Origin of the sequence: Eubacterium barkeri (assembly GCF_900107125.1) — a bacterium.
Taxonomy (GTDB): domain Bacteria; phylum Bacillota; class Clostridia; order Eubacteriales; family Eubacteriaceae; genus Eubacterium_O; species Eubacterium_O barkeri.
Window position 1 is genome coordinate 154,790 of sequence record NZ_FNOU01000002.1, and the last position, 12,839, is coordinate 167,628.

Below are 12,839 nucleotides of genomic sequence, written 5' to 3' on the forward strand. Positions count from 1 at the left end.
ATATGGACATCAATAAAGGATTTAAAAACTGGAGGTTTTCATATGGATCAGCAGATGTTAAACGGAAAAGTTGCAATTATTACAGGAGCAAGTTACGGAATGGGACAAACGATGGCAGAATTGTTTTCCGAGGAAGGCGCATCTGTCGTTTTGACAGCCAGACATGAAGAAAAGCTGAATGAGGTTATTGAAGGAATCAGCAGTCGAGGTGGAAAAGCAATCGGGATTGTTGCAGATACTACTTCTTCAGAGGATACCAAGAGAGTATTTGAGGAGACAATAAAAGCATTTGGAGATTTGGATATTCTGATCAATAATGCCGGAATTGGAGAGCAGAAGATTATTGATGAGACAGATGATGAATGGATGATGCACGTTATGAATACAAACTTGGGCGGTCCAATGCGCTATATTCGTGAGGCATTAAAGATTTTTCTTCCAAAGGATAATGGCGTTATCATCAACATTTCATCAGTAAATGGTACTCGTCCTTTCTGTGGAGCTACTTATACCGCTACAAAAGGAGCATTAAATACGTTGACTAAAAATGTGGCAATGCGACTCATTGATACGAATATCAGATGTAATGCTGTTGCACCGGGAGCAACAAAGACACCGGCACATCTTGCAAATAAAAAGGGAGAGCAGCCTGGAGGGGCTAAGATGCTGGAATACAGTGGACATTATGTTTATTTCCCAGGCCCAGAATGTGAATGTATTGATCAGGCGTATGCGTGTCTTTTCCTTGCAAGTAAGATGGGGCGTGCAGTTAAAGGACAGGTTCTTCAGGTTTGCAATGGAGCATTCCTATAATTATACAAAGTGACAAAGAAATCAGACTAAATTTACAATCAGCCGGTTTTCAAGAGAAAATAACAGAGTTTATTGATTGCTATAAGCAATCCGAGAAAGAATGTGAAATCAAATTGCTCAGTCAGCAAAGAAATTTACTTTTGGATGAGATTCACGACAGACAGGTCCGTATTGATCGTCTAGATTATATGTTGTATCAAATCAAAAAGGATAAAAAATGAGATGAAGAAAATTGCAGTTACTTTATTATTAGGACTTATTTTAGCAACAGTGCTGACAGGATGCGGGAAACAGGAGAGTATCTCCAACCAAACGGAGCCAGAAAATAAGCAAATTGCTGAGGAAACGATTAGTGAACAAGAGGATGTGAAATTAAATATTCAAATTGGTGACACAAAGCTTACAGCTACACCCGAAGACAATGAATCAGTGGATGCTTTTAAAGAATTACTAAAAAACGGTGGTTTGTCTATTCAGTTTTTGGAATATGGTGGATTTGAACAGGTTGGCTCTATTGGCATAAGTTTGCCACGAAATGATGTACAAACAACAACATCAGCCGGAGATATTGTTCTGTATTCAGGAAATCAGTTAGTTATGTTTTACGGTTCGAATTCGTGGGCATATACAAGAATTGGAAAAATAGATTCGATAGAGGATTTACAGAATATTTTAGGTAAGGGAGATATTACAGCGACCTTCACATTGGCAGAATAAGGAGCAGAAAAGGAGAGAACAAATCATGATGAAAATAGCAGAATTACAATTAGCACAGGAATGGGATAAAACATTCGAAAAAAGCGATAAGGTAAACCACAGGAAAGTAGTTTTTGTAAATCGTTATGGTATTACGCTTGTGGCGGATTTATATGAGCCTAAGAACATATCCGGAAAATTACCGGCAATTGCAGTAAGTGGGCCATTTGGAGCAGTAAAAGAACAGTGTTCTGGTTTGTATGCACAGAAAATGGCGGAGAGTGGTTTTTTGACAATTGCTTTTGATCCATCCTTTACAGGTGAAAGTGGCGGCAATGTTAGATACATGGCATCCCCGGATATCAATACAGAAGACTTTCAGGCTGCAGTAGATTTTTTGTCTGTCCAGGACAATGTGGATCTGGAAAAGATTGGAATGATTGGAATCTGTGGGTGGGGTGGAATGGCACTAAATACCGCAGCAATTGATACCAGAGTGAAGGCAACCGTAACATCTACCATGTATGATATGGCTCGTGTGAATGCCAATGGATATTTTGATTCGGAAGATAGTGTCGATGCAAGATATGAAAAGAAAGTAGCCATGAATACTATAAGAACAGAGAATTATAAAAATAGTGAATATACTCGTGCTGGAGGATGCTTACCATTCCCAGTGGATGAAAGTCTGCCATTCTTTGTGAAGGATTATAGTTCATATTATAAGGGACGTGCCTATCATGAGCGCTCCTTAAATTCCAATGAAGGCTGGAATACGATTGGTTGTATGTCCTTTATGAATCAGCCGATTTTGACTTTTACCAATGAGATTCGCAGTGCAGTACTCATGATTCATGGTGAGAAAGCACATTCCTGTTATTTCAGTAAAGATGCTTATGAGAACATGACAAAGAACAGTCCTTATGCGGAAAATAAAGAACTGATGATTATTCCGGATGCAGTTCATACGGATTTGTATGATAATATAGATGTAATTCCTTTTGGGAAAATAGTGGAATTCTTTCAAGAAAATTTGAAATAAATAGAAATCGGAGAATTATTATGATGGTAAAGAAAGTACTTATTATTTCCACCAGTTTAAGAGGTGGAAGTAATTCAGAAATTTTGGCTCGTGAATGTGAACGAGGAGCAAAAGAGGCAGGACTTGATGTGGAATATATCAGCCTGAAGGAAAAAAATATTCAATACTGTATTGGCTGTCTTGCTTGTCAGAGTAAAGGAAACTGTGTAATCAAAGATGACGTTGCAGAAATCATAGAGAAAGTAAAAGAAGCGGAATCAATTGTGTTTGCAACACCAATTTACTATTATGAAATGAGTGGTCAGATGAAGACTTTATTGGATCGCTTAAATCCACTATATCCTACAGATTATGCCTTTCGAAATATTTATATGATTGCCACAGCTGCAGAAGGTGAAGAAGATACATTTACAAAGGCATATAATGGTTTGCAAGGCTGGGTTGATTGCTTTGGAAAGGCTGCTTTATCTGGAATCCTTGAAGGTGGAGGAATTGGAGATGCCAATGACGCAAGTAAACACAAAGAGATTATGAAAAAAGCTTATGAATTAGGGAAAATGTTATAAAATGTTGTGGGTGAGCACGAAGATGCTAAACCCTTTAAATTAAAAGTTGAGTTTAATCATTAGTGAAGATCAGTGAGTAAAATCACTGGTCTCAGAGCGTAGACAAACCGGCTAACCGAAGCAAAGCAATGATATGATACCTCTTAAGTAGACAAGGTAAATAACCAAAATCTACTTAGGAGGTATTTCCATGTCTAAATCACCACATACGCCAGAGTTCAGAGAAATGGTTTCTCAAGAGTATCTTGACGGTTTAGGCTCATATGAATATCTGGCAACTAAATATCAAATCGGCAGCACACAATTAAGAGAATGGGTTGCCAAATATAGGCAGCATGGTTTGCCTGCCTTTCACAGTAAAAAAGGTAACGCTCCCTATTCATCAGAGTTCAAAACCTTGTGTGCTGAAGCCGTTTTGTCCGGAGAAGGAAGTATTGATGACATCGTTGCAAAATATAATATTTCGAGCCGTAAGGTTTTGCGAGACTGGATTTCCATGTATAATGCCAATAGAGAACTTAAGGATTATAATCCAAAACGGGAGGTCTATATGAAAGAGGCACGCAGGAAAACAACGATAGATGAGCGCATGGAAATCGTTCAATACTGTATTGAGCATAATCGCAATTACAAGGATACAGCCAGTTTATATGATGTTTCATACAGCCAGGTCTATTCCTGGGTAAAGAAATATGAGGCTGAGGGGGAAGATGGACTGTCAGACAAGCGTGGTCATCACAAAACAGACGGTGAAGTCGATGAGTTAGAGCGTTTATGGCGTGAAAATCTACGTCTGAAACGCCAGCTTGAAGAAAAAGATATGGTGGTCGAATTGTTAAAAAAAGTGAAGGACTTCGAAAGGATGTGAGGATTGGAAAGGTACGTTATGAATCAAAATATCTGGCAGTAAAGCACTTCTACGAAGCTAAGGGGTGGAGTATAAACTGGATGTGTAGGCAGCTTAGAATTTCCAGAGCAGGATACTATAAATGGCTGATCCGGGACATTCCTGTGCAGGAGCAGAAAATCAGGAACTGGCTGTGCTAATCAAAGAGTATGATGAACGGTTCTGCCACATCCTTGGTTACCGCAGAATGACATCATGGATCAATCATTTCAACCATACTTGTTATAGTCCCAAGCGAGTGCACAGGATTATGAAAAAGCTGAATATCCATGCTATCATCCGAAAGAAAAAGAAGAAATATAAATCATCCACTCCGGAAACAACAGCGGAAAATAAGTTAAAGAGAGAGTTCTGTACAGATGCCCCAAACCAGAAATGGGTAACAGATGTTACGGAGTTCAAAGTTCCAGGAGAGAAAAAGAAACTGTATTTAAGTGCGATTCTGAATCTATATGACCGATATCCAGTTTCCTATGTAATCAGCTGCAGAAATGACAATCAACTGGTATTTAAAACATTTGATAAAGCAATTGCTGCCAATCCAGATGCAAAGCCGCTCTTTCACAGCGATAGAGGATTCCAATATACGAGCAGGATATTTCAAAGGAAACTGAAAGAACAGAAAATGGAACAGTCAATGTCAAGAGTAGGCTATTGCATTGATAATGGGCCAACAGAGGGATTCTGGGGTATCCTCAAGGCGAGATGTATCAAATGTATGAGATAACAGATGAAGCGTCCTTACGCTTTGCAATTAAGGACTATATACGATTTTACAGTAAAGAACGTCCCCAAGAAAGATATCAGTGCAAGTCACCTCTGGAAGTACGGATTGAAGCATTAACTTCGGATAAACCAACAGAAGCTCTCTTATTTGTGCAGAAAAAGAGAGGAGAATAGCGTTTATTTGATGTACAATAAAATAAAAGGAGCTGACTAAAATGGATTGGATTACACGATTAAACTGTGCAATGAACTATATTGAGGAACATTTGACTGAACCGATTGATTACGAGGAACTGGCAAAGGTGGCCTGCTGCTCGGCGTATCATTTTCAGCGGATGTTTGCGTATATGGCGGACGTTCCGCTTTCAGAATATATTCGCCGTAGGCGTATGTCAAGCGCAGCGGTGGACTTGTAAAGCGGTGCGGACAAAATTATTGATATTGCGTTGAAGTATGGCTACAATTCACCGACGGCGTTTAATCGTGCCTTTCAAAGCGTACATGGGATTGCGCCATCGCTGATTAAAAATGACGGTGTTCCTCTAAAAGCATTTCCACCAATCAGCTTTAAAATTACAATTAAAGGAGCAGAAGAAATGGAATACAGAATTGAAAAGCACGGCGAAATCCGAATTGTTGGTGTGAGCGCACCATTGCAACACAAAATTGAGAAAAATTTTGAGATTGTGCCGCAGATGTGGCAAAAGGCAGTGATGGATGGAACCATTCCCCAGCTTTCAACCATGATGAACAGCGTTCCGATGGGTCTGCTCGGTGTGAGCGTCTGTAATGATGAAAGCAACTGGAAATATTACATTGCAGTTGCAAGCGACCAGCCAATCAATGGGACAAAGAGCGATGCTAATACCATTGCTCTGGAGGAATACATCATCCCTGCTGCCACATGGGCAATTTTCTCCGGCAGCGGAGTGAGTCAGTCTATGCAGGAACTGGAAAAACGTATTGTCACCGAATGGTTGCCCACGTCCGGCTATGAGTACGCAAACGCTCCTGACATTGAAGTTTATCTGAGCGCTGACCCTCAAAACGCCAAATATGAGGTTTGGATTCCGGTTATTAAAAAGTAAATGAAGAAAAGCGCAGGATCAGAAGATGATGTGCAAAAATACTCAAAACAGCTTATGATGCTTTTTTGAGTATTGTAAGAAAAGATAGCTAATAACGGCAAGGAGGAAAATTTGTGGTAGGAATTTATTTTAGTGGAACAGGCAACACAAAGCACTGCTTAGAGCTGTTTACAAAGCAGGTTGACCCGTCTGCATCTTGTATTTCCATTGAGGATAAAACAGTTGTAGAGAACATCAAACAGCACGATTTGATTGTTTTAGCGTATCCCATTTATTTCAGCAATCTGCCAAAAATCGTCCGTGATTTCATCGTGGATAACCGTACCCTATTTGCAGGAAAAAGCGTATTTATTATTGCAACCATGGGACTGTTCAGTGGTGACGGGGCAGGCTGTTCGGCAAGGCTTTTGCAGAGCTATGGTGCAAAAACAGTCGGCGGATTGCATCTAAAAATGCCCGACTGCATCGGGGACGCAAAGGCGTTGAAAAAGTCTTTGGAGCAGAACAAGCACCTTGTGAAATCGGCAGAGGAAAAAATCAAAGATGCTGCGCTGAAGTTCAAAAACAACACTCCCACGCAGGAGGGTATCGGCTTTTTCTATCATATGGCTGGGCTTTTCGGGCAAAGACTGTGGTTTTACAACAAGACAAATCAGTATTCAGACAAGCTTAAAATCAATGCAGACAAATGCGTTGGCTGTGGGGCTTGCATGAACCTCTGTCCTATGAAGAATTTGCAGATTATAGATAAAAAGGCACAAGCAAGCGGCAAATGCACCATGTGCTACCGCTGTGTCAATCGCTGTCCGAAGCAGGCAATTACGCTCTTAGGTCACACCCTGCACGAACAATGTGGGATTGAAAAGTATCTTTAAAGGTGCAAAGCAAGGTTAATCTTTATAATCCCGCAGTTGTCGAGAGCTTTGTGGGGATAAAGAAATTTTATATTTTGTGATTAATGAAGAAATCAGAATTTAAAAGGAGTATTACTATGCTTGATAAGATACCTAATGCAGAAGAAATGACAACTTTAGTTGGACAATCTTTATATGATGTCTGGAATAAATTATGTGCTTTGATTGATGAAAAGTATGATATGGAATGCTTGTGGAATAATGGCGGTAAATCTTGGGATTATGAATACAAATACCGCCGAGGCGGTAAAACGCTTTGTGCATTATATGCCAGAGATACTTGTGTAGGTTTCATGATTATCTTTGGAAAAGATGAACGGGCAAAGTTTGAAGCAGAGCGGAAAAATTATTCAGAACCAGTCCAAAAGATTTATAATGAAGCGAAAATCTACCATGACGGAAAATGGGTACTGTTTGAGCCAGTTGATACTTCTATGTTTGATGATTTTATCAAATTGTTAAGTATAAAAAGAAAATCAAATAGAAAATGTTAAATATCCGTTTATGGAGGAGATTATGAGCAATATCCACGAGTGCGAACCCATGGCTTTGCATAGGAAGGTATCTCGATAATTCCGAAGTTGTCGGTAGCTAGGTTGAAATAAAGAAATTTTTATACAATAAGGAGAGATTTCAATTTTGAGTATTAGACCAATTAAAAATAATGAAATACCTTTACTTACTGAATTTCTGTACGAAGCAATTTTCCAGAGAGATACCAAAAACTTAGCTCCAAGAATTATTATACAAGAACCATCATTGTGGATTTATGTTGATGAGTTCGGAACAAAAAAGGATGACCACTGCCTTGTAGCAGAAATAGATAATAAAATTGTTGGTGCTGCATGGGTTCGTTGTATAAAAGCATTTGGGCATATTAGCGAAACAATTCCAGAGTTCGCTATTTCTGTGTATCCTCAATTCCGTGGGAAGGGTTTAGGAAAGAGCCTTATGGAAGCAATGCTGAAACTTCTAAAATCCAAAGGCTATACACTAACCTCACTCGCTGTGCAAAAGGATAACTATGCTGTGAATATGTATAAACAAGTTGGATTTGAAATTATTGATGAAAATAACGAGGAATATATTATGACCTGTCAGCTTGATTGATACCCAAGCGAATGTGCAATACCCGCCAGAACAAACCCATCGCTTTGCTATAGGAGTGTATCTCGATAATCTCGAAGTTGTCGGCAGTTATGTGGAAACAAAGCGTTTTTATATAACACAAACCGCAAGACCACTCTTATCTCAACTTAGCACGAAATATCATGCCTACTTATTTCTAATTTGGTAGTATAAAGTTAAACTATAATTAGAAATGAGGTACAATGAAATGGAAAACGCAACAGTTAATCTCTATGAGCTGACAGGAAGCAGTTACGAAATTGGCTATCAGCTTGGCAAAAAAACGATGGCAAACCCACAGCTCACACAAATACAAAAAAGTGATACCGAGATATTTACCGATGGACAGCTTGCACAAATGAATGAAATGTTTGACCGTTATTGTCCTGGGCTTAGCGATGAGCTGCGGGGATTCGCTAAAGCAGTGGGTGCAAGCGAAAAACAAATGTATTATTACGCAGGAACTTGTCTTACTCCGGGCTGCTCTCTCATTGCTGCACTCCCCAGCCTTACGAAAGACGGCCGTGTGCTGGTTGCTCGAAATTATGAGTTCTCTCATAAGATGGAAGACTTCTCCTTTGGCAAGACCAAGGTAAACGGCAAATATGCACATATCGGAAGCAGCTCCATGCTATTTGGGCGTAGCGAGGGAATAAACGAATGCGGACTTATGGTTGGGTCGACCTCTTGCGGATTGCCTGTCGGTAATTTTGAGCCAATGCGCAAGCCTGCAATTAACGGCTTACAATTTTGGGCGGTTATTCGTTCCCTGCTTGAAAATTGTAAAGACGTTGACGAAGCACTGAAAACTGCTTTAGATATACCTATCGCTTACAACATCAACTTAATGCTTGCTGACAAGACAGGGAAAGCCGTTTTGCTTGAAACCTTTGACGGTGAAAAGGAATGGAAGCTCATAGACTCCACCACTGCCGAACAGTATCTGCATTCCACCAACCATGCACATCTGCCCAAAATGAAACAGCTTTGCCCGATAGTCATGGAACATTCAACTTGCCGCTACGATTACATCAGCAAATATATGGTACAGGCAGAGAAGCTTACGCCCGATGATTTAAAGAGCCTATTACTCTCGGAATATCCAAGTGGATTATGCTGCCACTGGTATGATGAATTTTTTGGCACGATCAGAAGTATGGTTTTTGATGTAACTGCTGGAACAGTGGAGGTTTGCTTTGGCGGGCTTGCAGAAAATGGCTGGACATCTTATTCATTAAGTGAAGACTTCAAGACGCACAGCCAGACTGTACATATTCAGTCAGAGCACCCGACCTTTGATTTTTGCAAATTGCTATAAGGAGAAAAGCTATGGAGTATCTAGAAGCATTTGAGCGAGCAATCATTTATATGGAAGCCCATCTGGACGAAGGGATTTCGGTCCACGAAGTGGCAAAAGCTTCGGGGTACTCCTATTACCATTTTACCCGCATTTTCCAGTCGGTGCTTGGGGAAAGTGTTGGAAACTATCTTCAAAAGCGAAGATTATCAAGTGCTGCGCAGAAACTGCTGTACAGCGATTGCAAAATTATTGACATTGCTGTGGATAGTGGGTTTGATTCCTCGGAATCTTTTAGTCGTGCATTTAAAAGCAACTATCAAGTTAGTCCATCAGCATATCGCAGCAATCGCCTTGATGTCTTTCGTGGCAATAAAAAGGAGATTGACCGTGATTTTCTCCACCACATTTCTTCCAAGATTACGGTTCAGCCGCAAATTAGGAAAATAGATGACATTTATGTTGCTGGTATTCGTGGAATGGCAGTACTTGATCATATTTTTGCTCTGTGGCAACAGTTTGGCGAAAAGCAAGGCAGCATTTTAAATAAGCATCCATCTGGCAGAACTTTTGGAATCTGCGAATATCAAGAGGATGTGGATGCCGCAAACTACGGTATGGAGTTTACCGAGGTGATTGGAATGGAGGTAACATGCTATGACAATCTACCGCCCGACATTGTTACTAAAACAATTCCTTCGGGGAAATTTGCCGTATTTACTCATAAAGGTTCACTCGAAAGCATTTTGAAAACATATCAGTATATTTGGGGTACATGGGCTATGGTGACAACTGAAACGATTGATGAAAGAGATGATTTTGAGCTTTATGATGCGCGATTCGCAGGGCGTGAAAATGAGAATTCGGAGATTGATATTTATATCCCGATAAAATAGACTTGCGATGAAATGAACGAACCATCAGCGTAGATTATGAGCAATACCTACGAGTGCGAACCCACGGCTTTGCATTGGAGGGTATCTCGATAATCCCGCAGTTATGGTGGCTATGTAGAAACAAAGAGATTTTATATAATAGGAGGGCAAAAAAGTGAAGCTCTGCATTGCAATAGCCGAAATAGAAACCAATTAAATTCAAACTTTCAGCCCTACCATCTAACGCACAATAATATGTGCACAAAACCGTGAAAAATGATATACTAAAACACACCATCTTTGAAGGAACTGAAAGGAGAACATTATGCAGGACTATATCTTAAGCTGCTGCTCCACTGCTGACTTATCAGAAGCGCATTTTAAAGCCCGGGATATTCATTATATTTGCTTCCACTACGAACTCGATGGGGTGGAGTACGCCGACGATTTAGGGGCCAGCGTGCCCTTTGAAACCTTTTATCAGGCCATGGCTGACGGTGCGCAAACCAAAACCTCCCAGGTTAATGCCGAGGAATTTGAAGCCTATTTTGAAGGTTTTTTAAAACAGGGGAAGGATATTCTCCACGTCTCACTGTCCTCGGGGCTGTCCGGAGCCATTAATTCCGCCACCATCGCCAAGGGAAACCTGGAAAAGAAGTATCCCGATGCCCGGATTCTCCTGGTGGATTCCCTGGGGGCCTCCTCGGGTTATGGCCTGCTTATGGACCGCCTGGCGGATCTCCGGGATGAGGGCATGGCCATGACCGACGTGTACGACTGGGCAGAGGCCCATAAGCTTGATGTCCACCACTGGTTCTTCTCCACGGACCTCACCTTTTACATTAAGGGGGGGCGGATCTCCAAAACCGCTGGCTTCATCGGGGGGATGTTAAGCATCTGCCCTCTCCTCAATATGGATCATCTCGGCCATCTGATCCCAAGGCAGAAAATCCGGACCAAGCGCAAGGTCATTAAAGCCATCGTCGAATGCATGGAGGAACATGCCCAGGATGGTCTGGGTTATGGGGGGAAATGCTATATTTCCCAATCTGCCTGTTATGAGGATGCACGGTCCGTGGCGGATTTAATCGAAGCCCGTTTCCCCCAATTGGAGGGCCAGGTCGAAATCAATAACATCGGGACCACCATCGGCAGCCACACCGGCCCCGGCACCGTTGCCCTCTTCTTCTTTGGGGACCCCCGCATGGATTAGCAGGGGCCCCTTAGGCAAAACCTAAGAATTATTCAGCAATTATTAAGCCCAAAACCCTTTAAATACGGGGGGTTGGGCTTAATTTGAATTTAGGGTCAAAAAAAGGCGGAACACCCTTGACAATGCAGTTAGATGTTGCTAACATGAAGATAGTTTTACTGAAATCTGTTCGAAGAAAGGAGCTACAATAATGAATGCTCAATCGATTGAAAAAATAATTGGCCGTGAGATTTTAGATTCCAGGGGGAACCCCACCGTGGAGGCCGTGGTTTATCTGGAGGACGGCACCGAAGGTCGGGGAAGCGTGCCCAGCGGCGCCTCTACTGGCGAATTTGAAGCCCTGGAACTGCGGGATGGTGATCCCAGCCGCTACGGCGGGAAGGGTGTCACCGAAGCGGTGGCACACATCAATAAAAAGATTAATGACCAGCTCATGGGAATGGATGCCTCAGACATTTACGCCATTGACCGGGCCATGATCGCGGCAGATGGTACTCCGGATAAGTCCAAGTTTGGGGCTAATGCCATTCTGGCCGTATCCATCGCCTGTGCCCGGGCGGCAGCCGAATCCCTCTGGATTCCCCTTTACCGCTTCCTGGGCGGCATTAATGGCAATACCCTGCCCGTCCCCATGATGAATATCTTAAACGGGGGTGCCCACGCTGATAATAATGTGGACATTCAGGAATTTATGATCATGCCCGTGGGGGCCCCTGATTTTTCAGAAGGCCTGCGTCAGTGTACAGAGGTTTTCCATACCCTGGCATCCATCCTCAAGGCCAAGGGCCTGGCCACCGCCGTGGGTGATGAAGGCGGCTTCGCCCCCAACCTGGCCAGTGATGAGGAGGCCATCGAGCTGATTTTACAGGCCATCACCCAGGCGGGATACACCCCTGGGACGGACTTCGTGCTGGCAATGGATGCCGCTGCCAGCGAATGGAAGGGGGATGCCCCTGGAGAATACCGGATGCCCAAATCTGGAAAGCATTTTACCTCGGAAAAGCTGGTGGATTACTGGAAGGAGCTCAGTGATCAATACCCCATCGCCTCCATTGAGGATGGTCTGGATGAAGAGGATTGGGAGGGCTGGCGTTTGCTGACCCGTAAGCTGGGGGACACCATCCAGCTGGTGGGGGATGACCTCTTCGTAACCAATACGGAGCGCTTATCCCGGGGGATTACCCTGGGCTGTGGGAATTCAATCCTCATCAAGTTAAATCAGATCGGCTCGGTTTCTGAGACTTTGGATGCTATTAAAATGGCCCACAAGGCGGGCTATACCGCCATTGTTTCCCACCGCTCCGGGGAAACCGAGGATACCACCATCGCCGATTTAGCCGTGGCCCTGAATACCGGACAAATCAAGACTGGTGCCCCCAGCCGCAGTGAACGGGTGGCCAAGTACAACCAACTCCTGCGCATTGAAAAGGAACTGGGTGAGGGCAGCACCTATCCGGGGATGGATACTTTTAATATTAAGGGATAGGCGGCGGGGGTTGACAACCCTGCCATTTTTCGTTACACTAAGTGAGAATTAAATCAACGCAGAATATTGTGCAGCGAGGGCTCACAAA

At 42.5% G+C, this 12,839-nt stretch carries 13 protein-coding genes and 1 pseudogene; all 14 read left to right on the forward strand.

Annotation, left to right across the window (positions count from 1 at the left end; genetic code table 11):
- Nucleotides 1-42 precede the first annotated feature (42 nt).
- The 14 genes and pseudogenes from BLU30_RS02010 to eno all read left to right on the forward strand — a co-directional run bounded on the left by BLU30_RS02010 (nt 43) and on the right by eno (nt 12,751).
- Nucleotides 43-813 carry an SDR family NAD(P)-dependent oxidoreductase gene (locus tag BLU30_RS02010; RefSeq protein WP_090242945.1) on the forward strand — a complete coding sequence of 257 codons (771 nt, stop codon included), beginning with the start codon at nt 43-45 and terminating at the stop codon, nt 811-813.
- 222 nt (nt 814-1,035) lie between these two features.
- The gene (locus BLU30_RS02020) at nt 1,036-1,530 is read left to right on the forward strand and encodes a cyclophilin-like fold protein (RefSeq protein ID WP_207647981.1); all 495 of its coding nucleotides are present in this window, start codon (nt 1,036-1,038) and stop codon (nt 1,528-1,530) included.
- 28 nt (nt 1,531-1,558) lie between these two features.
- Complete coding sequence (locus tag BLU30_RS02025) at nt 1,559-2,551, forward strand: alpha/beta hydrolase (RefSeq protein ID WP_340148116.1); 993 nt, start codon at nt 1,559-1,561, stop codon at nt 2,549-2,551.
- 20 nt (nt 2,552-2,571) lie between these two features.
- Nucleotides 2,572-3,117, forward strand: a complete 546-nt coding sequence (locus tag BLU30_RS02030; protein ID WP_340148114.1) for a flavodoxin family protein — start codon at nt 2,572-2,574, stop codon at nt 3,115-3,117.
- A 190-nt stretch (nt 3,118-3,307) separates the two neighbouring features.
- Nucleotides 3,308-3,985 carry a helix-turn-helix domain-containing protein gene (locus BLU30_RS02035; RefSeq protein WP_090242950.1) on the forward strand — a complete coding sequence of 226 codons (678 nt, stop codon included), beginning with the start codon at nt 3,308-3,310 and terminating at the stop codon, nt 3,983-3,985.
- A gap of 121 nt (nt 3,986-4,106) precedes the next feature.
- The gene (locus BLU30_RS02040; protein WP_090242952.1) at nt 4,107-4,751 is read left to right on the forward strand and encodes an IS3 family transposase; all 645 of its coding nucleotides are present in this window, start codon (nt 4,107-4,109) and stop codon (nt 4,749-4,751) included.
- Between the two features lie 214 nt (nt 4,752-4,965).
- A pseudogene (locus BLU30_RS02045) lies at nt 4,966-5,838 on the forward strand (AraC family transcriptional regulator).
- 113 nt (nt 5,839-5,951) lie between these two features.
- Complete coding sequence (locus BLU30_RS02050) at nt 5,952-6,713, forward strand: EFR1 family ferrodoxin (RefSeq protein ID WP_090242954.1); 762 nt, start codon at nt 5,952-5,954, stop codon at nt 6,711-6,713.
- A gap of 116 nt (nt 6,714-6,829) precedes the next feature.
- On the forward strand, nt 6,830-7,246 hold the full coding sequence (locus BLU30_RS02055) for a DUF3788 domain-containing protein (protein WP_090242956.1): 417 nt from the start codon (nt 6,830-6,832) through the stop codon (nt 7,244-7,246).
- Nucleotides 7,247-7,391: 145 nt separating this feature from the next.
- Nucleotides 7,392-7,862, forward strand: a complete 471-nt coding sequence (locus BLU30_RS02060; RefSeq protein WP_242873480.1) for a GNAT family N-acetyltransferase — start codon at nt 7,392-7,394, stop codon at nt 7,860-7,862.
- Nucleotides 7,863-8,088: 226 nt separating this feature from the next.
- On the forward strand, nt 8,089-9,198 hold the full coding sequence (locus BLU30_RS02065; RefSeq protein WP_090242960.1) for a C45 family autoproteolytic acyltransferase/hydrolase: 1,110 nt from the start codon (nt 8,089-8,091) through the stop codon (nt 9,196-9,198).
- An 11-nt stretch (nt 9,199-9,209) separates the two neighbouring features.
- Entirely contained in the window at nt 9,210-10,073 is an 864-nt protein-coding gene (locus tag BLU30_RS02070; protein ID WP_090242962.1) for an AraC family transcriptional regulator, read from the forward strand.
- A 304-nt stretch (nt 10,074-10,377) separates the two neighbouring features.
- Complete coding sequence (locus tag BLU30_RS02075; RefSeq protein WP_090242964.1) at nt 10,378-11,265, forward strand: DegV family protein; 888 nt, start codon at nt 10,378-10,380, stop codon at nt 11,263-11,265.
- A gap of 190 nt (nt 11,266-11,455) precedes the next feature.
- Entirely contained in the window at nt 11,456-12,751 is a 1,296-nt protein-coding gene (gene eno / locus BLU30_RS02080; RefSeq protein ID WP_090242966.1) for a phosphopyruvate hydratase, read from the forward strand.
- Nucleotides 12,752-12,839 lie beyond the last annotated feature (88 nt).

Coding starts and splice junctions, on each gene's coding strand:
- BLU30_RS02010 (WP_090242945.1), top strand. CDS start 43: ATGGATCAGCAGATGTTAAACGGAAAAGTTGCAATTATTACAGGAGCA.
- BLU30_RS02020 (WP_207647981.1), top strand. CDS start 1,036: ATGAAGAAAATTGCAGTTACTTTATTATTAGGACTTATTTTAGCAACA.
- BLU30_RS02025 (WP_340148116.1), top strand. CDS start 1,559: ATGAAAATAGCAGAATTACAATTAGCACAGGAATGGGATAAAACATTC.
- BLU30_RS02030 (WP_340148114.1), top strand. CDS start 2,572: ATGATGGTAAAGAAAGTACTTATTATTTCCACCAGTTTAAGAGGTGGA.
- BLU30_RS02035 (WP_090242950.1), top strand. CDS start 3,308: ATGTCTAAATCACCACATACGCCAGAGTTCAGAGAAATGGTTTCTCAA.
- BLU30_RS02040 (WP_090242952.1), top strand. CDS start 4,107: ATGGCTGATCCGGGACATTCCTGTGCAGGAGCAGAAAATCAGGAACTG.
- BLU30_RS02055 (WP_090242956.1), top strand. CDS start 6,830: ATGCTTGATAAGATACCTAATGCAGAAGAAATGACAACTTTAGTTGGA.
- BLU30_RS02065 (WP_090242960.1), top strand. CDS start 8,089: ATGGAAAACGCAACAGTTAATCTCTATGAGCTGACAGGAAGCAGTTAC.
- BLU30_RS02070 (WP_090242962.1), top strand. CDS start 9,210: ATGGAGTATCTAGAAGCATTTGAGCGAGCAATCATTTATATGGAAGCC.
- BLU30_RS02075 (WP_090242964.1), top strand. CDS start 10,378: ATGCAGGACTATATCTTAAGCTGCTGCTCCACTGCTGACTTATCAGAA.
- eno (WP_090242966.1), top strand. CDS start 11,456: ATGAATGCTCAATCGATTGAAAAAATAATTGGCCGTGAGATTTTAGAT.